The 21,403-nt window shown below is 52.2% G+C and carries 23 protein-coding genes; 9 read left to right on the top strand and 14 right to left on the bottom strand.

Translation table 11 applies throughout. The annotated features are described in order from the left end of the window. Window positions 1-77 precede the first annotated feature (77 nt). From JMW05_RS00400 to JMW05_RS00350, 11 genes are all read right to left on the bottom strand, one after another. Window positions 78-725, bottom strand: a complete 648-nt coding sequence (locus JMW05_RS00400; RefSeq protein ID WP_201503459.1) for a 3-oxoacid CoA-transferase subunit B — start codon at window positions 723-725, stop codon at window positions 78-80. Continuing rightward, window positions 722-1,396 carry a 3-oxoacid CoA-transferase subunit A gene (locus JMW05_RS00395; RefSeq protein ID WP_201503458.1) on the bottom strand — a complete coding sequence of 225 codons (675 nt, stop codon included), beginning with the start codon at window positions 1,394-1,396 and terminating at the stop codon, window positions 722-724. Before JMW05_RS00395 ends, JMW05_RS00400 begins: the two co-directional genes overlap by 4 nt. A 45-nt stretch (window positions 1,397-1,441) precedes the next feature. Next, window positions 1,442-2,632 (bottom strand): 4-hydroxybenzoate 3-monooxygenase, encoded by a 1,191-nt coding sequence (pobA, locus tag JMW05_RS00390; protein ID WP_201503457.1) that lies wholly within the window; start codon window positions 2,630-2,632, stop codon window positions 1,442-1,444. Between the two features lie 89 nt (window positions 2,633-2,721). Further along, window positions 2,722-3,345, bottom strand: a complete 624-nt coding sequence (gene pcaG, locus JMW05_RS00385; protein ID WP_201503456.1) for a protocatechuate 3,4-dioxygenase subunit alpha — start codon at window positions 3,343-3,345, stop codon at window positions 2,722-2,724. Window positions 3,346-3,348: 3 nt separating this feature from the next. After that, window positions 3,349-4,077 carry a protocatechuate 3,4-dioxygenase subunit beta gene (gene pcaH, locus JMW05_RS00380; protein WP_201503455.1) on the bottom strand — a complete coding sequence of 243 codons (729 nt, stop codon included), beginning with the start codon at window positions 4,075-4,077 and terminating at the stop codon, window positions 3,349-3,351. A 55-nt stretch (window positions 4,078-4,132) separates the two neighbouring features. Continuing rightward, window positions 4,133-5,305: a bifunctional 3-oxoadipate enol-lactonase/4-carboxymuconolactone decarboxylase PcaDC gene (gene pcaDC, locus JMW05_RS00375; RefSeq protein ID WP_201503454.1), complete on the bottom strand. Its 1,173-nt coding sequence runs from the start codon at window positions 5,303-5,305 to the stop codon at window positions 4,133-4,135. 2 nt (window positions 5,306-5,307) lie between these two features. Continuing rightward, window positions 5,308-6,516, bottom strand: coding sequence for a 3-oxoadipyl-CoA thiolase (pcaF, locus tag JMW05_RS00370; protein ID WP_201503453.1), 1,209 nt, complete (start codon window positions 6,514-6,516; stop codon window positions 5,308-5,310). A 268-nt stretch (window positions 6,517-6,784) separates the two neighbouring features. Next, window positions 6,785-7,564, bottom strand: a complete 780-nt coding sequence (locus JMW05_RS00365; protein WP_201503452.1) for a class II aldolase/adducin family protein — start codon at window positions 7,562-7,564, stop codon at window positions 6,785-6,787. Window positions 7,565-7,574: 10 nt separating this feature from the next. Continuing rightward, window positions 7,575-8,489 carry a TauD/TfdA dioxygenase family protein gene (locus JMW05_RS00360; RefSeq protein WP_201503451.1) on the bottom strand — a complete coding sequence of 305 codons (915 nt, stop codon included), beginning with the start codon at window positions 8,487-8,489 and terminating at the stop codon, window positions 7,575-7,577. 23 nt (window positions 8,490-8,512) lie between these two features. Next, a complete protein-coding gene (locus JMW05_RS00355; protein ID WP_201503450.1) occupies window positions 8,513-9,568 on the bottom strand; it encodes a TRAP transporter substrate-binding protein in 1,056 nt (351 codons plus the stop codon). Between the two features lie 418 nt (window positions 9,569-9,986). Then, a complete protein-coding gene (locus tag JMW05_RS00350) occupies window positions 9,987-10,775 on the bottom strand; it encodes an IclR family transcriptional regulator domain-containing protein (RefSeq protein ID WP_201503449.1) in 789 nt (262 codons plus the stop codon). Window positions 10,776-10,808: 33 nt separating this feature from the next. Here JMW05_RS00350 and JMW05_RS00345 point away from each other — a divergent pair, with 33 nt between their 5' ends. The 9 genes from JMW05_RS00345 to JMW05_RS00305 all read left to right on the top strand — a co-directional run bounded on the left by JMW05_RS00345 (window position 10,809) and on the right by JMW05_RS00305 (window position 19,264). Next, window positions 10,809-12,191 (top strand): lyase family protein, encoded by a 1,383-nt coding sequence (locus tag JMW05_RS00345; protein WP_201503448.1) that lies wholly within the window; start codon window positions 10,809-10,811, stop codon window positions 12,189-12,191. A gap of 128 nt (window positions 12,192-12,319) precedes the next feature. Beyond that, complete coding sequence (gene dctP, locus JMW05_RS00340) at window positions 12,320-13,366, top strand: TRAP transporter substrate-binding protein (RefSeq protein WP_201505457.1); 1,047 nt, start codon at window positions 12,320-12,322, stop codon at window positions 13,364-13,366. 80 nt (window positions 13,367-13,446) lie between these two features. After that, on the top strand, window positions 13,447-14,607 hold the full coding sequence (locus JMW05_RS00335) for an NAD(P)-dependent alcohol dehydrogenase (RefSeq protein ID WP_201503447.1): 1,161 nt from the start codon (window positions 13,447-13,449) through the stop codon (window positions 14,605-14,607). 314 nt (window positions 14,608-14,921) lie between these two features. Beyond that, on the top strand, window positions 14,922-14,996 hold the full coding sequence (pqqA, locus tag JMW05_RS00330) for a pyrroloquinoline quinone precursor peptide PqqA (protein ID WP_201505456.1): 75 nt from the start codon (window positions 14,922-14,924) through the stop codon (window positions 14,994-14,996). An 80-nt stretch (window positions 14,997-15,076) separates the two neighbouring features. Further along, window positions 15,077-15,988, top strand: a complete 912-nt coding sequence (pqqB, locus tag JMW05_RS00325) for a pyrroloquinoline quinone biosynthesis protein PqqB (RefSeq protein ID WP_201503446.1) — start codon at window positions 15,077-15,079, stop codon at window positions 15,986-15,988. A 21-nt stretch (window positions 15,989-16,009) separates the two neighbouring features. After that, complete coding sequence (gene pqqC, locus JMW05_RS00320) at window positions 16,010-16,777, top strand: pyrroloquinoline-quinone synthase PqqC (protein ID WP_406947432.1); 768 nt, start codon at window positions 16,010-16,012, stop codon at window positions 16,775-16,777. Beyond that, window positions 16,774-17,058, top strand: coding sequence for a pyrroloquinoline quinone biosynthesis peptide chaperone PqqD (gene pqqD, locus JMW05_RS00315; protein ID WP_201503445.1), 285 nt, complete (start codon window positions 16,774-16,776; stop codon window positions 17,056-17,058). The genes pqqC and pqqD overlap by 4 nt, the downstream gene beginning before the upstream one ends. Continuing rightward, window positions 17,055-18,206 (top strand): pyrroloquinoline quinone biosynthesis protein PqqE, encoded by a 1,152-nt coding sequence (pqqE, locus tag JMW05_RS00310; protein WP_201503444.1) that lies wholly within the window; start codon window positions 17,055-17,057, stop codon window positions 18,204-18,206. The genes pqqD and pqqE overlap by 4 nt, the downstream gene beginning before the upstream one ends. A gap of 23 nt (window positions 18,207-18,229) precedes the next feature. After that, complete coding sequence (locus JMW05_RS00305; protein WP_201505454.1) at window positions 18,230-19,264, top strand: dipeptidase; 1,035 nt, start codon at window positions 18,230-18,232, stop codon at window positions 19,262-19,264. Here JMW05_RS00305 and JMW05_RS00300 read toward each other — a convergent pair. The 3 genes from JMW05_RS00300 to JMW05_RS00290 all read right to left on the bottom strand — a co-directional run bounded on the left by JMW05_RS00300 (window position 19,261) and on the right by JMW05_RS00290 (window position 21,157). After that, entirely contained in the window at window positions 19,261-19,812 is a 552-nt protein-coding gene (locus JMW05_RS00300; protein WP_265090589.1) for a manganese efflux pump MntP, read from the bottom strand. The genes JMW05_RS00305 and JMW05_RS00300 overlap by 4 nt on opposite strands. A gap of 371 nt (window positions 19,813-20,183) precedes the next feature. Next, window positions 20,184-20,507 (bottom strand): type II toxin-antitoxin system HicB family antitoxin, encoded by a 324-nt coding sequence (locus JMW05_RS00295; protein WP_201503442.1) that lies wholly within the window; start codon window positions 20,505-20,507, stop codon window positions 20,184-20,186. Window positions 20,508-20,563: 56 nt separating this feature from the next. Continuing rightward, a complete protein-coding gene (locus JMW05_RS00290; RefSeq protein WP_201503441.1) occupies window positions 20,564-21,157 on the bottom strand; it encodes a DJ-1/PfpI family protein in 594 nt (197 codons plus the stop codon). Window positions 21,158-21,403 lie beyond the last annotated feature (246 nt).

Below are 21,403 nucleotides of genomic sequence, written 5' to 3'. Positions count from 1 at the left end.
TCATCATAAAATCCTTTTTTGATGGTTAAAATACCGCTGGCCGTCACCAAAACAGGCGCACGCGCAAACAGCTCGCTTTAAGCGGGGCGCAATGTCGCGCCCGTTTTTGCTTGCAGCGCCTCAAAGCTGAGTCCATCCACCATGTCGCGTACCACCAAGCCGTCATCGGTGACATCAATCACTGCCAAATCGGTATAAATGCGGTTGACGCAGCGCTCACCTGTAATCGGCAGGTTCAGTGTTTCAACGATTTTTGGATCGCCGTTTTTGCTGACATGATCCATGATGACGTACACTTTTTTGGCACCGACTGCCAAGTCCATCGCCCCACCGACCGCAGGAATGTCCTTTGGACGTCCCAAAAACCAGTTGGCAATGTCGCCATTTTCGGCCACTTCAAACGCACCCAAGACACACAAATCAATATGCCCGCCGCGAATCATGGCGAACGAATCGCCGTGATGAAAATAGCTGCCGCCCTCAAGCAAGGTAATGTACTGCTTGCCTGCGTTAATCAAATCGCCGTCTTGGTTGGCTTCATCGGGTGCAGGTCCCATGCCGAGCACCCCGTTTTCGCTGTGCAAAAAGATGTCTTTGTCTTTTGGCAAAAAGTCAGCCACCTTGGTCGGCTGCCCGATGCCCAGATTGACATACATGCCCTCATCAATGTCTTGGGCGACGCGCTTGGCAATCTCATCGACAGAACGTGGCGTATACTCACTCATGCTGCTTCTCCTTCAATACAAACCACTTCGTGGACAAAGATACCGGGCGTCACCACATGCTCAGGGTCAATCTCGCCCAAAGAGACGACCTCGCTCACCTGCGCAATCGTATGCTTAGATGCCGCTGCCATAATCGGACCGAAGTTACGCGCCGCCTTGCGATAGGTCAGATTGCCCCAGCGGTCGCCTTTGTAGGCTTTAATCAATGCCACATCGGCTTTAATCGGATATTCGAGCACATAATCGACGCCATCGATGGTGCGGGTCTCTTTGCCCTCGGTAAGTAGCGTGCCATAGCCTGTCGGCGTGTAGACTGCGCCCAGACCGCTGCCGCCTGCTTGGATACGCGCCGCCAGTGTCCCTTGCGGTACAACTTCCAGCTCAATCTCGCCCGCCCGATACAGTGCATCAAAAATATAAGAGTCATGCTGGCGCGGAAACGAGCAAATAATCTTGCGCACGCAGCCTGATTTTAATAGCAATGCCAGCCCCGTCTCGCCATTGCCTGCATTGTTGCTGACGATGGTCAGCTCCTTGGCATTACGCTCAATCAAGGCATCGATCAGCTCGGCTGGCTGTCCTGCCAGCCCAAAGCCGCCGATAAGTACGGTGTCGCCATCTTTGACATGGCGCATCGCTTCTAAAGCCGTTGCCGTCACTTTATTTAACATGGAATCGTCCTTTATAAAAGTTAAATAATCAAACCCAATAACCCGCTACTCTAGGGCTTCAAAGGGCAAGCCCACATAGTTTTCGGCGATGGTCGCGCGGCCCGCTTCTGAATGAATAAAGTAATCAAACTCCGCCTGCTGCGCACGAAAATCAAAACGCCCTGCACTGTGAAAACGGTGCAACAGCATGGTCATCCACCATGAAAAGCGCACCGCCTTCCATGTGCGGGCAAGACAGATTTCTTGATAACGGGGAATCAAATCGGTACGGTCGTCTTCGTAGATTTTGACGAACAAGCGATAGGCGGTATCGACATCACTGGCGGCAAGGTTTAAGCCTTTTGCCCCAGTCGGTGGTACGATGTGCGCGGCATCACCGAGCAGGAACACACGACCATATTGCATGGTCTCGCAGACATAGGAGCGTAGCGGCGCGATGCTCATCTCAATCGCAGGCCCTGTGACCAAGCGCTCGGCCATCTCTGGCGGAATGCGGCGCTTGAGCTCATCCCAGAACTTCTCTTCGTTCCAGTCTTCGATTTTGTCGGTGTCAGGCACTTGGATATAGTAGCGGCTGCGGGTGGGCGAGCGCATGGAGCATAGGGCAAAGCCGCGCTCATGGGCGCAGTACACCAGCTCATCATTGACAGGCGGCGTGTCACTCATCAGTCCCAGCCAGCCAAAGGGATAGACCTTTTCATACTCTTCTAATTGGTCAGCAGGAATCGATTTGCGCGAGACGCCATGAAAGCCATCACAGCCTGCGATATAGTCGCAATCAAGGCGGTGTACTTCACCCTCATGCTGATAGGTCACATACGGCGCGTCTGACTCAATATCATGCAGCTCGACGTTTTGCGCTTGATAAATGGTCACGCCGCCTGTCTTTTCGCGCGCTTCCATCAAATCGCGGGTGACTTCGGTTTGTCCATACACCACCACATGCTTGCCATTGGTATACGGCTCAAGGTCAATGTGAAAGTGCTCGCCTTGAAAACTAAAATCCGTGCCTGTGTGTACCAGACCTTCTTTGTCCATACGCTCGCCTGCGCCAGACTCACGAATCAAGCTGACCGTGCCTTGCTCCAAGACGCCTGCACGGATGCGACTCAAGACGTACTCGCCTGTCTGGCGCTCTAAGATAATGTTGTCAATGCCCGCTTTGGTCAAAAGTTGACCAAGCAATAGACCCGATGGTCCTGCACCAATGATGGCGATTTTGGTTTTATGGTTCATGAAATCCCTCTCATTACTAAGTACGTCTGTGTATGCTGCCCGTGGTTTGTAGACTATTTATTCAGCGCGCAGCACAATAAAAACAGTGGTTAAAAATCAAAAAATACGGTTTCATTCTCCCCTTGCAAATAAATATCAAAGCAATAGCGCGTCACGTCACCGCCTTGCTCTTTTTTTGCAATCAAGGTTTTGCGGCGCTCTGGAGAGGGCACGCTGTTTAAGATGGGGCACGCATCGTTGGCTTCGGCTTCATCGTCAAAATAAGCGCGGGTTTGCAAGTGCAGATTGATACCGCGAGCAAAAATGGCGATGTTCACGTGTGGTGCCATCGGCGCGCCATCAAAATCCACTTGTCCTGGTTTTACGGTATAAAAATGAAAGTCGCCGTCGTTGGCACACGCGCTGCGCCCAAAGCCGCTAAAGGGCTGCTTGTTATCAAAGCGGCTGATGTAGTTGCCTTCGCTGTCCGCTTGCCACAGCTCGATGAGCGCATCACGCACCATATCGCCATTGCCATCGAACACCCGCCCGACCAGCTCAATACGCTCGCCTGCCGCGCCGTCTTTTGCCAGCTCCTCCCAGATTTCATCATCACGCGAGGCAAAGCCTGCAATCTCGAGCGCAAGACCGATATGTACGAATGGACCTGAGGTTTGGGAGGCGGTCTCACGCAGCAAGCCACTATCGTCTTGTAATTTGTATTGGCTATACATGATTTACTCCTCAAAATAGGTTTGTAAGGCGCCGCGCACCACGATGTCAAAGCGGTAAGCCAAGCAGTCCATCGGGCGGCTGTGCGTCATGTCCAAGCGGGCAATCATGGTCTCGACCGCATCATCATCTTTGAGCACCTGTACAATTGGGCACTGCGGAATCAGCGGGTCGCCCTCAAAGTACATTTGCGTAATCAAGCGCGTAGAGATGGACGGTCCCATAACCGACACGTGAATGTGCGCAGGACGCCATGTGTTGATGCCGTTTGGCCAAGGGTACGGACCTGGACGCACGGTGCGAAAACGGTAGCGACCCTCGCTGTCTGTGATGCAGCGACCGACGCCACCAAAATTGGGGTCTAATGGCGCAAGGTAGTTGTCTTTTTTATGGCGATAGCGTCCGCCTGCGTTGGCTTGCCACATCTCAACTAAGGTGTTGGGCACAGGCTTGCCAAATTGGTCAATGACTTGACCGTGCATGATGATGCGCTCACCAATAGGTAATCCTGCCACCGTGCCTTCGGTGCGAAAGTTCATGAGCAAGTCATTGTCGTATTTGCCAATTTCTAAACCGTCAAAGACAGGACCGCTACGCTCGGAGGCGCTGCCACGGTGCAGGCTGACCAAGGCTTGGCGCGGCGAGCGCGCAATCGAGGTCTTGTAGCCTGGGGTATAGGCTTCTGGCTGCCAGTTGCGGTCGCGCGGTAGAAAAAAAGGATAGGGTTGACTCATTATCGTACTCTCCATAGGTATCAGGCAGATGGTATCCATTGTGTCTGCACACGGTTTAACTGACAGGGTTGCCCCAGCCGTTGTTTTTTGCCAAAGCAAAGGCATGATTTGCCGCAGGTACGCCTGCATAAATCGCCACGTGCATCAGTACTTGTTGCAGCTGTTTTTCTTGGATACCCAGACGCTGTGCGGTGCGTAGATGCAGCTCAAGCTCGCCGTCACGCCCCAGTGCCGCCAAGATTGCGGTGGTAATCATGCTGCGCTGCTGTACGGTTAAACTGGTATCGCCCCACAGCTCGCCCCACGCCGTGCGCGTGATGAACTGCTGAAACGGGCTGTCTAAGGTTGTGGCATTGCTGGAGGCTTTTGCCACGTGCGCGTCGCCCAAAATGCGTTTGCGCTGCACCAGACCTTGCTCGTAACGGACGCCCGTCTGACCAAGGGTCACGCGCGCGCTGTCCGCTTGGATATGCGCGACTAGGCGCTTCGGCGCTTCTAGCGAGGGCACATGCCCGACCGCGTCTAAGACGCTTAAACTTGCCTCAGCGAACTGCTCTTTTAGTCCCTCTAGCGCTGCTACAGGTGTGGAGACATCATCCGCGCCTGCAATCAGCGTAACCGTATCGCTATAGTTGGCGAGCTTGCCGCGATTGTCCATTTGCGCAATCGCTTCACACAGCTTGGCGTAGCTTTCGTCATCATTGCGTGACAGCTGTACTTGCCAGCCTGACAAGGCATCGGGATGCTGCTCGACATAGCTTGGTGAAAACCAGCGCGGCACGATGGTTTCTGCCATCTGTCCCAAGCCAATATCGCGCACTTTTGCCGCGCGCTCCGCCCATGCTTCAGCCGTGCCAATCACCGCGCCTGTGTTGGTCAGCCATACTTGCTCTAAACGCTCTGGGGCGATTTGGCACAGACTTTGACCAATCATGCCGCCGATAGACGTGCCGATAAAATAAAAGCGCTCGATATCTAAAGTATCAACGAGATGCAGTGCGTCTTTTGCCAGCGCGTCGATGCTCACCTCACTACTTGCCGCGCCGCTACTGCCATGCCCTGGCAAGTCCCAGCGGATACAGCGATAGTGCCCGTGCAGCTGGTCGCAAACGCTGTCCCACACACTGCGGTCCATGCCCAGTGGATGCGCCATGACCAAGGCGGGCAAATAGCGCTCGCCACTGTCGTGATAGGCAATCAGATGCGTGCCCGTATGTAAAAATGCCATGATTATGCTCCTACTCTTGAGACAACAAGGGCGATGCCCTGCCCGACGCCGATACACATGGTGCACAGCGCGCGCGTCTTGTTGGTGCGCTGTAGCTCATGCACCGCCGATATGAGAATGCGCGCGCCCGACGCGCCAAGTGGATGACCGAGTGCAATCGAGCCGCCTTTTGGGTTGATACGTGGGTCGCGGTCGTCCAATCCCAGCTCGCGTGAGCACGCCAGTACTTGCGCGGCAAAGGCTTCGTTTAACTCAATAATGTCCATGTCATCTAGGCTAAGATTCAGACGTGCCAGCAGTTTTTTGGTGGCAGGCACAGGACCGATACCCATATGCGTTGGAGCGACGCCTGCGGTCGCCATGCCTTCGATTTTGGCGATGGGCGTCAGATTATATTTTTGTACCGCCGCTTCACTGGCGATGAGCATCGCCGCCGCACCATCATTGATGCCCGAGGCGTTGCCTGCGGTAATGGTGCCGTCTTGATAAATAGGGCGCAGCTTTTCGAGCGCCGCCATGTCAGTATCAGGGCGTGGGTGCTCGTCGGTATCGACGATGAGTGGGTCTTGTTTGCGGCGAGGAATGCTGATGGGGGTGATTTCAGCGGCAAGCAGACCGTCCTTTTGCGCCTGTGCGGTCTTTTGCTGTGACCATAGGGCAAAGGCGTCTTGGTCTTGGCGTGAGATGTGGTAATGCTCGGCAAGGTTTTCAGCGGTGCGCGGCATGGCTTCTGTGCCGTACATGGCATCGAGCTGCGGATTGATAAAGCGCCAGCCCATGGTGGTGTCTTGCAGGGTTTGGCTGCGGTCATAGGCTTTTTCTGGTTTACCCATCACAAAGGGCGCGCGGCTCATGGACTCCACCCCGCCTGCCAATGCCAAGTCCATCTCGCCACTGGCAATGGCGCGAAATGCCGTACCGACCGCATCCAAGCCTGAGCCGCACAAGCGGTTGATGGTCGTTGCGGGCACTTGTTCGCTCAAGCCTGATAGCAGGGCGCTCATACGTGCCACGTTGCGATTGTCTTCGCCGCTTTGATTGGCACAGCCCATAAAACAATCATCAATCATGCTGTGGTCAAAGTCAGGGGCATCATCCAACACGGCTTTGATAACTTGCGCCAACAAATCATCAGGACGGATGGCGGCCAATGCGCCGCCGTAACGGCCGACTGCTGAGCGTTTTGGATGACAAATATAGACTGCGGTCATGCTTCTCTCTCCCTAGAGATGATGCGAGCGAGGCTCGTGATGCGGTAGTTCCTGTCGCTTTGAGGGTTGAACCTTTTTCTTATTTGTTCTATATAAGAATAATTGTTCGTATAATGAATTAAACTATACCTTTTGCCGCTGGCTGTCAACATGAAAGTCAGGCTTTTTTTAGAATAAAAAACCTACGACTGTGCGTAGGTTTTGATGATTGCATTGTGAACTTAAGGCGCATCCAAGCGCACTTAGCGTCGTCATACTAACGAATACTTTATCTTATCCAATGAGGGTCGATACGATTAATTAGACGATAGTAGGCAGGCCATTCAGGCAGCCGCACCTGTGCGCCCGCTTGTGCATCGCCTTCCTCAAACTGTGCTCGGGTATGACGCATTGCTTCTGGACTCGCTTGCAGTAGCTCTGCACCTGTTGCCATCGCCTTGAGCTGCACCTCGCAGCCTTGTATCAGCTGATACATACGTACAAATGCTGAGGCGACATCGTGACCTGTGGTGATGACCCCGTGATTGTTCAGCATCAAGGTATGGTTGGTCTCGCCTAGGGAAGCGACCAAGCGATCTTGCTCTGCCATATCGAGCACGATACCTTCAAACGGATGGTAGCCCACCCGTTCATAAAAGATATAGGCTTCTTGGAATAAGGGGATAAACCCGCAGGACAAGGCGCTCACTGCTTGCACGTCGGCATTGTGCGTGTGCATGACGCAATGCACATCATCGCGCCCTTTGTGCAAGGCGGTATGTATCACATTGCCCGCCTTGTTGATGGGGTATGGCGAGTCATCGACTTTATTACCATCAAAGTCTATTTTGACCAAGTTTGAGGGCGTCACTTCGCTATATAACAGACCAAAGGCATTGATAAGTACATGCTCGGTGCCCGGTATGCGGTACGAGATGTGGTTGTAAACCTGCGTGGTCCAGCCATAGTAATCGACCATCCGATAGCACAGCGCAAGCTCGATACGCGCGCGCCACTCGACCTCGCTATAGCCTGCGGGGGTAACCTGCGACTTAAAAATATCTTCCATAATATGCTCCTTATGCGGGTTGCTCGCCCATCACCACCGCGCGGTACATCTCGCGTCTATAGCCTTCATAGTCATTGAACGCTTGGTGCAGGCAGATGCGGTTGTCCCACATAATTACCGTGTTGTTGTACCATTTTAGGCGGCAGACGAACGACTCTTGTGTGGCAAAGCTCGCCAAAAAATCCAGTAGCGGGCGCGATTCGGCCTCGGTCATACCCTCGATGCCGCAGGCGTAAGTCTTGTCCACATACAAGGACTTTTCTCCCGACACAGGATGCGTTCTGACCAAGGGGTGATACGACCCCTCTATCATCTTTTGGGTATCGACATCGAGCTCCAGACTGCCAAGCTCGCTGGCTTTTTTGTCCGCACGCTCGGCATGCATGGAGGCGACCACGTGCTTGGCACTCATCCAAACCTTGAGCGGCGCTATCATCTCTTGCATGGCTGGGCTTAGGTTGTTATAAGCCAAGACCGTATTGGCAAACAAGGTATCGCCGCCAAAAGGAGGCATGTCTTTGCCATAGTTGATGGCGATAGACGGCGGACGCGCCAAAAACGCAGAGTCGGTGTGCCATCCACTACCAAAGACCATCTTGGTCTGTACGGTCGCCTCTTTAATCACAGGCTGGATGTTTTCGTGTCCCTCGACGCCTTTGGTGTAGGCATCGGTGCCGAACTCACCAAAGCGCAAGGTCAAGTTTTCATGATCGGTGAACGACAAGTCTTGGTCTCTAAAAAAAATCAGCTTGTGCCGATAGAGCGCCGACTCAATCTCGCGAAACGCCTCATCGCTCAGATTGCTCAAGTCCACGCCCTGTATTTCTGCGCCCATCGCCGCCGCTAGAGGCACAGCCTTGATATGCTGATAGTCTTTGGCGCTGTTGTCAAAGCGCCCTGTTGGGTGGGTAATGCTTTTCATCATGTTCATCCTTTAACCGTTGTTAATCATCCTTTGCACGCCGCGCTGACTTTTTTGACTTCCTCATAGACCTTGTCGGCATCCAAGCCCATGGCTTTGACGTCATTGAGGTACTTTTGACTGCCTGCCATTAAGGGTTCTTTCCAGTTGGGGTCGTTCAGTGGGTCAGGGATATCGACCATGGTATGCCCTGCGGCGCGCGCTTCCTCGCGGAACTTGGCATCTTCTTTATCCGTCACCTTGCCCACCAAGTCAGACATGACTCTGCCCGAGTTGTCATCCAAGACCTTTTTTAGGTCATCAGGCAGGCTTTCGTATTTGTTTTTGTTCATCGTCACCAACAAGGAAGAGTTATAAAACGGGATGTTGGTGTGTGCGCGGGTCAGTTCAATCAGACGAAAATCTCCCGTTGGCTGCCAAGGGAAGCTCAGCCCGTCAATCACGCCGCGCTGTAATGAGGTATAGATGTCGGTGGCGGGCAAGCCGACGGGCGTGCCGCCTGTGGCTTCGATGATGTCACCTGCGATAGCAGAAGGACGGCGAATGCGTTGCCCTTTCATATCCGAAGGCACGCGGATGGGCTTATCGACAGTGTGCAGTGCTGAAGGCCCTGCACCCATTAAGAACAGCAGATGCGTGTCCTCATACTCGCTGGCGATGGTGCCATTGTCATAGAGTGTCTGTAGAATACAGCCCATTTGGGTGGCGGAGTTGGACAGTCCTGGCAGCTCGGCAATTTGCGTCAATGGAAAACGCCCATTGGTGTAGCCGTGTACCTGCGCGCCAATATCGACCGTACCTTTGGCAGCGGCGTCATAGGTGGCATCGGGTTTGCTCAAGGTGGCAGACGGGTAAATCTCCACTTTGAGTCTGCCGTTTGATTCAGTCTCGACTTTTTTGGCCCAAGGCTCAAAGACCTCAACATGCATCGCAGAGGTGGCAGGCCAAAAGTGCGAAAACCGCAATACGGTGGTGTCTGCTTGTGCGCCGCCTGCATTGTCAGCTTGCCCTGAGCAACCTGCCAACCCGAGCATCAGTGCCGCGACCACAGACAAGCTGGTGCGCTTTATGGCTTTTTTCATAGCATCTCTTCCTTGATTGTCCCCAGTGCCATCATCAGTATGACGACGCACCCGTACCCGCTGCACGACCATCCTTGGCTTGGTGATATGCGAGATAATGGCGACGTATAGCAGCGCCCTTACCCCAAAACATGCCGTAACGACATTGTTTTTGTTCTTAATTAGAATTAACGTTCGTATTGTGAATTAAGCTATACTTTTTTTATTGGGCTGTCAATGGTTTATCTTTGTCGAGCGAATATGCCCGTTTTAAATAAAAACAAGCTCAGAACTGCTAAAGTCTAGACACCATCGGCAAAGAATGAGGCACGCGAGCAAAGCCAAAAAAAACCGCCAACGCGGTCAAACCATCGCATGGCGGTGCTACTCTGATAAGACGTCTGCATGAGAGGTCTAAACAGCGGACGAAACAGCGGTATTAAATATAGTAAGTTTGGATATTATCCGCGCATTCTTTGAGCAGCGGTAAAAACTGCTCAATCAGTGCCTCTTCTGAGATGCGCATGGCGTTGGTACTGATGTTAATTGCGCCAATCAGCTCTTTATTGGACTTATAAACGGGCAATGCCAATGAGCGCAGTCCAGAATCCAGCTCTTGGTCAACCACCGCGTATTGCTGCGTTTTGATGCGTGCCAGCTCGTCTTTAAACGCCGCCATCTCGGTGATGCTGTGCGGGGTATGCGCGACCATCTCAGTGCTGTCAAGAAAATCGGTAAGCGCCTCTTCGGGCAAATTGGCGATAATCGCGCGACCCATCGAGGTGTAGGCAGCAGGCAGGCGCGTACCGATGGCAATGGCGATAGACAATAAGCGATGCTGCGCGGCGGAGCGAGCGATATAGGTCACATCGTCGCCGTCCAACACCGCAAAAGAGCAAGACTCGCCTGTCTGCTCGGTGACGCGCTCCAGATAAAACTGAATAATATCATGATGGTGTACGCTGTTCAGATAGCTTGCACCAAGGCTGAGGGTTTTTGGCGACAGTTTGAACTGCCGCTTGTTTTTATGCACATAACCGAGCGCATGTAGCGTCAGCAGATAGCGCCGCGCCTTTGCTCTGTCCATGCTTGCACGCTCAGCGACCTCGCTTAGGGTCATTGTGGTGTGGTTCTCATCGAACGCCAATAAGACGCTCAGCCCGCCTGCAAGCGACGCGACAAAATCTGGACTGTCAGAGGATATTTTCTTATCTTGTGTCATGGGCATACTGTTTTTTACTTACCAAATCAGGGATTTTAAATGAAAATCAATCGATTAATCAATCAGCCTTTTGTACACCCTGCGGTGGCAGAGGACTTATCAGACCGACACTTTGTCCAAGCGATGCTCGATTTTGAGCTGGCGATACTGCTGGTGCGCGAGCGCAATGGACTGATTCCTGAGGGTATTTTTGCACAATCTAAGCACGCCTTGGCGCTTGAGCATTTTGATATGGATGCCCTAAGCCATGACAGCTATTTGGGCGGTAATGCAGCGATTCCCTTTGTCCAGCAAGCAAAAGCCATCCTTCCTACCGAGCTTATCCCCTACTTTCACCAGACCGTCACCAGTCAAGATGTGGTCGATACCGCGATGATGCTGATGCTCAAGCCTGTCATGGCGCACATTCAGCAGGACGTGATGGACGTGCTCGGCGCGTGCCGCCAGCTTATCCACGCGCATCGACGCACCCCGATGGCGGGCAGAACCTTACTACAGCAGGCATTGCCCATTACCTTTGGGGTCAAGGTTGCGCAGTGGGCGGCGGGTTTGCTCGCTGTTGTGCCTCAGCTACAGCAGCTGACGCAAACAGGATTTTACCTGCAATGGGGCGGTCCTGTGGGTATCGGTGATGTGGACAACCAACAGCACCAGCTGCCCAAGCAAGTTGCTGACCACTTGGGCTTGGCAGTGCCCTTACTGCCATGGCATACCAATCGCCAGCCCATCCACGCCATTGCCAGCAGCCTTGACGCTTGCGCAGGGGCGATGGAAAACATCGTAGAGGACATCGCTTTGATGTGCCAGTCCGAAATCGGCGAAGTGTCCGAGCCAGCGATTGAAGGTATGGGCGGCTCATCCTCGATGCCGCACAAGCGCAATCCCATATTGTGCGCGCTGATTACAGCCGCCAGCATAAGAATGCATGGACACCTAAGCGTCATTAGCAATACCAGCGCTCAGCCGTTTGAGCGGGCGCTTGGACAATGGCATGCCAGTTGGGTACCGTTGACCGAAGGCGCGGCACTCGTCGCGGGCGCGGTCTTTTATTTAAAAACACTGCTACAAGGTCTGCAAGTCCACCCCGCACGTATGGCGGCGAATCTTGACTTAAACAGTGACGCCTATTTGACCAAGCCGCTCACCCGCTACGCCAAAGACAGCGACGCGCCCGCCTTGCTCGCCATGATTGATAAAGCAAGCGAGGACGCCCATCAGCAGCACCAAGGCTTTGTGGTGACATTGCAAGACCTGCTGGCGGCGCCATCTGATACGCACGCTAATACACTCTCCAACACGCAACAGGATGCCCTAATTGCCTTGACTGACCCGCTGCGGTATTGCCAAGCAGCCGAGCAGCAATGCCAAGCGGTTTTGGACGCCATTGATGCGTTAGATGTTCATAAAGATGAGTGCAAATAAAGCAACAATCTGATTGACAGTGCCGCCAAAAAAAGATAGTTTAATTCTAAATACGAACAATAATTCATATTTAGAACATGATTGTTTAAAATAGCGTTACTTTGTAAACATCAAAAAGGGATTTTATGATGAAAAAGCGACTTCCAATGAGCCTCGCATTGGCGGCTCTTCTTGGCATGACTGGCTGCTCGCAATCAGGCGATACCGCTGCTACGGACAGCACCGAGACCACCACCCTACGGTTTTCACACTTTTGGCCTGCCACTGCCGCGACACATACTGAGATTTTTGAGCCATGGGCCAAAAAAATCGAGGAAGAGTCAGGCGGCAGACTTAAAGTGGAGATTTACCCTTCTGCTACCCTGAGCAAGCCTGACGCCACCTATGATGCTGCCGCCAAAGGCACAGTCGATATTGGCTCGCAGCTGCAAGGCTATACCAATGGTCGCTTTCCATTAACCCAAGTTGCCGAGCTGCCAGGACTGTCGAACTCCGCCACCCAAATGAACTGCATGCTCCAGACCTTGTATGACGATGGCGTGATTGCCAAAGAATATGAAGACACGCATCTGCTGTTTATGATGGGTACAGGACCTGGCGGCATCCATACCATCGACAAGGCCATTCGCGCGCCTGAAGACTTAAAAGGTCTGCGTATCCGCCGCCCATCGGCAATCGCAGGTGAAATTATTGAAGCAGCTGGCGGCACGCCCGTTGGCTTGCCCGCCACCGACATCTATACCTCATTGCAGCGCGGCGTCCTCGATGGGCTGAGCCTACCGTGGGATGCGACAGGCTCGTTTCGTCTGATTGAGCTGACCAACACCCATACCAATATCCCGTTTTATAGCTCCGCCATCATGGTGACGATGAACAAAAACACCTATGAGCGCCTACCTGATGACCTTAAAAAAGTGATTGATGACAATTCAGGCATGGCAATGGCAGCGGCGGCGGGCAAAGTGTTCGATGCTGAAGACGCAAAATATATGGCAGAAGCCAAAGCCAAAGGCGACACCATGATTGATATCCCCAACCCGCTCAGCGATCCCAAATGGAAAGCGCCCTTAGAGGCAGGCACGCAAAAGTACCTAAGCGATGTCAAAGCGCAAGGACTGGACGCGGACAGCGTCTACAAAAAAGCACAAGAAGCAAGCGCTGCCTGTAAATCATAAAAAACTACAGGGTGCGGCTCTGTCGACGCAGCACAGACCCGCACAGGCTTTTCGCTTACTTCGCGCTCAAAGGAATGATGATGACTCAAAATACTCAACAACAAACCCCGCAAAAAACCTATAAAGCCGCCGTGATTCGTGAAAAAGGCGGCAAGTTTCAGATGGAAACCGTCAAGGCGACCGACATGCGTGACGATGAAGTGCTGGTACGCGTGGTCGCTGCGGGCATGTGCCACACCGATATGGTCGCCCGTGACCAAGTCTTTCCTGTACCGCAGCCTATTGTCCTTGGGCATGAAGGCTCAGGTATCGTGCAGGCGGTCGGCAGCAAGGTGACCGAGCTTGCGGCAGGTGACCATGTGGTCTTGACCTTTTTAAACTGCAATACGTGCAATGCCTGTCACGAGGGGCATCCCGCCTACTGCGAAAACTTTAACGACTATAACTTTTCGGGGCAGCGCGTCGATGGCTCGCATGCTTTGAGCGCAGAGGACGACAGCGAGCTGCATGACCGCTTTTTTGGGCAGTCCTCGTTCAGCGAATATGCCATTGCCAATGTGCGTAACGTCATCAAAGTGCGTAAAGACGCGCCCCTTGAGCTGCTCGGTCCATTGGGCTGCGGTATCCAAACGGGCGCAGGCACGGTGATGAATGCGCTCAAGGTCAGCGCAGGCAGTAGCTTTGTGGCTTGGGGCGGCGGCGCGGTTGGGCTGTCAGCGGTCATGGCGGCAGCAGCTTTGGGCGCGACCACCATCATCGCCATCGACATCGTGCCCTCACGTCTGGCGCTGGCGCGCACGCTTGGTGCTACCCATGTCATTAACAGTAAAGAAGAAGATGCCGTCGCCCGCGTTAAAGAGATTACCCATGGCGGCGCACAGTTTGCCATGGATTCAACAGGTATCAGTGCGCTTATTTGCGACATGATGGCGTCCCTACGCTCGCGTGGCACAGCGGCTATCGTGGGTGCGTCTGCGCCAGGTACGACCGCCGCGCTCGATGTCACCGACATCATGCAAAACTGCAAAACGCTGATTGGCGTGGTCGAAGGCGACAGTGTGCCCAGTATCTTTATCCCTGTGCTCATTGACTTATATATGGCGGGCAAGTTCCCTTTTGATAAGTTGGTTAAGTTCTATGACTTTGACGACATCAACCAAGCGGCAGAAGACAGCGAAAAAGGCATCACGCTAAAACCGATTATCAAAATATCGGCAACAGATGATAGCAAAAAGGCGTAATAAAAGCGCCCATTGCTATTTATTGGTAATATGGATAAGTCAAAAGCCCGATACTTCCTATAGGGCTTTTTTATTTTTGCGTATAAGTGCAAAAAATACCAAGTGCTTGAAAGTGTGCAGATTCATTGCCTTCAATAAGCGATACCGTCATCAAAATGTTGCGCATAGCATACTTAGTGTTAGTCTTCGTTACCAAAACCCTATACGCCGTGCCGAACAACAAATTGACACAAGCGGCGCGCTTATAATACCATTAGGTACTTACATTATTCCTACAGCTCATTAATGAGCTCTACCTTCCTTGGAGTTATATCATGCAGTGGACCAAACCCGCTTTTAAAGACATCCGCATCGGCTTTGAAATCACCATGTATTTCGAAGCGCGCTAAGCACAGACTTGCCGTTAATGCATTAAAAGCCCTAGTTGATTAGGGCTTTTATTTTTTTGGTACTTTGGAAATATCGATTTATGTATATTCATGTTTTAGGCTCAGCGGCGGGCGGCGGTTTCCCGCAGTGGAACTGCAACTGCGCCAACTGTCACGGCGTCCGTCAAGGTACGATTGACGCACAAACGCGCACTCAATCCTCCATTGCCATCTCAGAAAACGGCATCGATTGGATTTTGTTTAACGCCTCGCCCGATATTCGCCAGCAGCTGTTTGACTTTAAAGCCGCGCAGCCTGCCCGCCAGCTCAGAGACACGGGCATCAGCGCCGTGGTGTTGATGGACAGCCAGCTCGACCACACCACAGGACTATTGACTTTGCGTGAAGGCTGCCCCATCTCGGTATGGTGTACCGACATGGTGTATCAAGACCTGACCACAGGCTTTCCTATTTTTAATATGCTCAAGCACTGGAATGGCGGTCTAGCGTACAATCAAATCGACCCAGCGCAGCCCTTTAGCATCGACGGTTTTGACAATTTAGAATTGACGCCACTTGTCATCCGCAGCTCAGCGCCGCCCTACTCACCGCACCGCAATGACCCGCATGATGGCGACAATATCGCACTGATTGTGAAAGACCTTACCACGCAAAAGCAGCTCTTTTATGCGCCAGGTCTTGGCAAGATTGACGATACAGTCATGGACATTATGAAGGCGTCTGACTGCGTGATGATTGATGGCACGCTGTGGACGGACAATGAGATGCAAGAATGCGGCGTCGGTACCAAGACGGGGCAAGACATGGGGCATCTGCACATCAGCGGTGACGATGGCTCGCTGCATTATCTCGACCAGCTGGGTGACACGCGCAAAGTGCTGATTCATATCAACAACACCAACCCGATATTAAATGAGCAATCAGAGCAAGCGGCGACACTAAAACAACACGGCGTTGAAGTGGCGTTCGATGGCATGCAGATAGAACTGTAAGACACACGGTAAGGCAATCCTATGACAACAATAACAGAAGACAATATCGCCTTAAGTCCAGAAGCGTTTGAACAAGCGATTATGGCAAAAGGTCAGTATTACCACATTCATCACCCTTTTCATATCATGATGCACGAAGGGCGCGCCACACAGCAGCAAATCCAAGCGTGGGTCGCCAACCGCTTTTATTATCAAATCAATATTCCGCTAAAAGACGCGGCAATCATGGCGAACTGCCCCGATCAGCGAGTGCGTCAAGAGTGGATTCAGCGCATGATTGACCAAGACGGCGTGTATCCTGATGGCGGCGGGCGCGAGGCGTGGCTCGGTCTGGCAGAAGCGGTCGGTCTGACACGTGAGCAAGTCATTTCTGAAGAATTGGTCTTGCCAGGGGTGCGTTTCGCTGTCGATGCTTATGTTAATTTTGCCCGCCGTGCCACATGGCGTGAGGCGGCGAGCAGCTCATTGACCGAGCTGTTTGCCCCGCAGATTCATCAGTCGCGCCTAGAGTCTTGGCCCAAGCATTATCCGTGGATTAAAGAAGAAGGCTACACCTATTTTCGCTCGCGCTTAAGCCAAGCGCGCCGCGATGTCGAGCATGGGCTGACCATTACTTTGGATTCGTTCAAGACGGTAGAGCAGCAAACACGCATGCTGGAGATTTTACAGTTTAAGCTCGATATTCTATGGACGATACTGGACGCCTTGAGCCTTGCTTATGTGCATGACCAAGCGCCGTACCAAAGCGTCACCAATGATAATGTCTGGCATAAAGGATTGTTCAAATGAGTATACCTGAGCTGGACCAAACTCTGGTTCCCACATGGCGTCACGGCTACCGCTTTCAGTTTGAGCCTGCGCAAGATGCCTATGTGCTCCTCTACCCTGAGGGCATGATTACGCTCAACGATAGCGCCAGCATCATTGGTCAACAGATTGATGGTCACGCATCGATTGCCAATATCATTAAAAAGATAAAGGCGATGTTCGGCGATGTGCCTGAGATTGAGCAAGATATTATTGAATACATGCTGGTCGCCCAGCGTGAACATTGGATTGATTTGGTATGACTGCACCTGTTGGGCTGCCCTTATGGTTACTTGCGGAGCTGACTTATCGTTGCCCGCTACAATGCCCGTATTGCTCCAACCCCATTGACTATGCGCACTATAAAGACGAGCTGACGACCGAAGAATGGTGCACAGTATTCGATGAGGCGCGGCAGCTTGGCGCGGTGCAATTGGGCTTTTCTGGCGGTGAGCCATTGGTGCGCCAAGACCTAGAAGCACTGGTCGCCTACGCGCACCAAAAGGGCTTTTATACCAATCTCATCACCTCAGGTATGGGGCTGACCGAAGCGCGCATTGCCAGCCTAAAAAACGCAGGCTTACAGCATATCCAAATCAGCTTTCAAGCCAGCGACCCCGTCGTAAATAATCTCTTGGCAGGTTCAAAGCATGCCTTTGAACAAAAATATGAGATGTCGCGACTGGTTAAAAAGTACGACTACCCGATGGTGCTTAACTTTGTGATTCATCGGCAGAACATCGACCAAATCGATAAAATCATTGAGCTGTGCCTCGAGCTAGAAGCCGACACCGTTGAGCTGGCAATTTGTCAGTTTTATGGTTGGGCGTTTGAAAATATCGAAGGTTTACTGCCGACCAAAGCGCAAGTGGTGCGCGCCGAACGCATCACCAATGAATACCGCAAAAAAATTGCCGAGCTGGGCATTAAGTGCAAATTGATTTTTGTCGTCCCTGATTATTACGAAGAGCGCCCCAAAGCATGTATGGATGGCTGGGGCAAGATTTTCTTGACCGTCGCGCCCGATGGCACCGCGTTGCCCTGTCATGCGGCAAGACAGCTGCCGATAGCATTCCCCAACGTCAAGCAAACCCCGCTAAAAGACATCTGGTATGACTCGGCGAGCTTTAATCAGTATCGCGGTGATGAATGGATGCCTGAGATGTGCCAAAGCTGCCCTGATAAGGAGCGCGATTACGGCGGCTGTCGTTGCCAAGCGTTTATGCTGACAGGCGACGCCAAAAACGCCGACCCTGTGTGCGGCAAATCGCCTTATCACTATCTGATTGAAGAGGCACGCATCAATAGCGAAACGCCCGTCGCCTTTGAAGACTTGCGCTTTAGGAATCCAAAAAACTCGAAGCTACTCAGCAAAGAGGCGCGCATCCCAACGCAGACGGTGGCAGAATGAATACAGCAACCATGACCCCGCCAATGATCTTTGATGGACACAATGATTTATTGACCCGCCTTTGGCTCAGCTCAGCGGCTGACCCTGTGCATGATTTTATTCATGGCACGCTGCCCGGGCATTTGGACTTGCAGCGCTGTCAGCAAGCGGGCTGGTTGGGCGGACTGTTTTCTATCTTTTTGCCGCCTTATGGTTATGTGAAAAACAACCATCCTGACAAATTGACCAATCCTGAAAATACAGACTTTACGCCACAAGAAATCGTCGATATTTACTGCGCGCAGTTGCAGCTTGCTCACGCATTACAAGCGGAGTCAAATGGGCAAATTCAGATTTGTACCTCGGTCGCGCAAATCATACACTGTCAAAAAAACAACCAACTGGCAATCGTGCTGCATGTAGAAGGCGCGGAGTTTTTGGCGATTCAGCCTGAGCTGTTAGACACATTCTATGCGGCAGGGCTGCGAAGCATCGGTCCATTGTGGAATCGAAAAAGCCTGTTCGGGGACGGCTTAAACGCGGCTTTTCCGCACTCGCCTGATACAGGATCAGGACTGACCGATGCAGGTAAAGACCTTGTGGTCACTTGTGCCAAAAAAGGCATGCTGATTGATGTCTCGCACATGAATGAGCGCGCCTTTTGGGACACGCTAGAGATTACAAATCAGCCGATTGTCGCGACCCACTCCAACGCGCACGCCTTATGTCCGCAGGCGCGAAACCTGACCGACCCGCAGCTGAGCGCTATTAAAGAGCGCGGCGGTATGGTCGGGGTGAACTTTGACGTGGCATTTTTACGCGCCGATGGGCAGCGCAATATACAGACCGCCCTTGACGTCATCATTGACCATCTGGCTTATTTGCTGGAGCATTTGGGCGACGACCACGTGGGCTTTGGCTCAGATTTTGACGGCTGTCTGTTGCCTGAGTCACTTAGCGATGTGCGTGATATGGATAAGCTGCTTGCGCGTATGCAGCAGCGCAACTTTTCTGAGGCACTGATTAACCAGATAGCCTCAGAAAATTGGTTTAGGGTATTAGAGAAAATATGGCACTAGCCCATCATGTGGCTGAGCAAAATCCATGTGCCAATCGCCACCAGCATCGCCCCGCCGAACATCTCAGCGCGGTGACCGATTAACGCGCCGAGCGCCTTACCCAGCATCACCCCAATCGTCACCATGATTGCGGTCGCAAGACCAATCAATGCCGCCGCAACCAAGATATTGACCTCAATAAAGGCAAGACTGACGCCAATCGCCATGGCATCGATACTCGTGCCCAGCGCGGTGAGCATGGTTTTTGCCAAAGACATTTTTGCGGGCTTTTCGTCGGTGTCGTCCTCATCATCGTCTGATTGCAGACTTTCAAAGAACATGTAAATACCAAGACCGACCAAAATGACAAAAGCGACCCAGTGGTCCCAGCGCTCGATAAAGGCGGCATCAATAAAATAGGTGGTAGAGCGTCCAATCCCCCAGCCGATAAGCGGCGTGATGGCTTCGACAATACCAAAGATAAGTCCTAAGCGTAGGGCTTGAGTAAAACGCGGATTTTTGAGGCTTGCCCCTTTACCAATCGCGACCGAAAAGGCATCGGTGGACATAGAAAAGGCAAGTAACAGAAGGGCTATCGGGTTCATTCACACAGTCTCGGGTCGAGTATAGAGTCCACGACATACGCACACCCTCGACCTGCAGTGTGTATATATCGATGGTCTCGCCAACCGAGAGGTGTCCGCACCATGGCATGTGGCCAAATATGTTGATACGAACGCTTTTGTGAGCTTATTTTGCTGACAAAAACAGGCTACTCCCCAAAGAAGTTTCTAGCGTAACATTGATTGCCAATAAGTCAATCATATATTAAAAAATGCAAAAAATAACGGCGCTTATTGCGCCATAAATGGCATTGAATACCCAACGTCGTGCCTTTGACATGACGGGTGGGCAGTGTGCTGAGCCGTTTATTAATAGCTTATGGTGTTGGTGTGTCTTCCACATCACAGCTTTGACTGCCTTTACAGGTGTCTGAATATATCTGCATCCAGATGGTACCGCTTCGTCCGCTGCCCTCTGATGCCTGTACGGCGGCGGGCTTATCATGGGGCGCGGCGTTTTTATCCGCGCAGCCAATATGCAGACAGATGGCCTCAAGCGCATTTAGTATCATGACGTTGTGCTCATCGACCGAGGTACACCTTGGCATATTCGGCACGCAGACACTATACGCCCTTTGTTCACTCATGTTTTTTGGTAGTCCATAATCCTCATCGAGGATATTTGCAACGGCTTCTTGCATACCCACACCTCCTGTTTGTTGTGCTTCTTTTTATGATTCCTTTATGTTTGACCTTATTATTCCATCGTAAATGTCATGCGCTTTGCCGTGCGCTGCATGGTCGCGGTATCTGTCAGTTTTTCGACACAATACAAGCTCGCGGGGATGCCCGCACTAATCCCAGCTGAGGTCACAAGCGCCATACGTTCATCACTGGCATCGATAAAGCGATTGTCCGCCACGACGTTCACCTCTGGATAGCGCAGCGCCAAGCGCTCAAGCTCGCGCCAATGGGTGGTGACGGTGCGACCTGCCAGCACGCCCGCTTCGGCCAATAAAAACGCGCCTGTACATACCGACAGCACCAGCTCGGCGGTTTGTGCTTGCGCGGCAATCCAGTCAATGATGATGGGGTTGTTTATTTCGATATTCTTGGCGCCGTGTCCGCCTGGAATGATGAGCACATCCAAAGGTGGATGCGAGTGGATGTCGTAAGTCGGTATCACGCTTAGCCCGTGTCTGGCAGTGATGGCTGCTGGTCGCTCAGCGATGGTCACGACTTGAAAGTGTGCGTCGCCCTGCTCGCTTTCTGCGAGCGAAAATACTTCAAAAGGACCTGCAAAATCCAAGACTTCGACCGCATCGAACAGCAGTATGCCAACCGTACGCATAAAGACTTCCTTATTCCTTTATGTCAACAGGATACCTATCATAGAGATATGCCTATTTAGCATATTACCGCCATAAGCAACCAAAGTCGATGGTTAATGCGGTTTGTTGGGTTTGCGCGCTGACAATCACGCCTTCACCCATAACAAACAAAGTATCGGCATATTTTTGCGGGTCATGACTGTTTAATCTGCTAAATTGTTGTCGCAAATAATCACGGACGCTTTGCTTGTGCATCTGTGCGAAAA

Source organism: Psychrobacter aestuarii (assembly GCF_904846035.1).
Taxonomy (GTDB): Bacteria; Pseudomonadota; Gammaproteobacteria; order Pseudomonadales; family Moraxellaceae; genus Psychrobacter; species Psychrobacter aestuarii.
The sequence above is the reverse complement of the archived record's forward strand: the minus strand, read 5'-3'. Positions and strand labels throughout refer to the sequence as shown.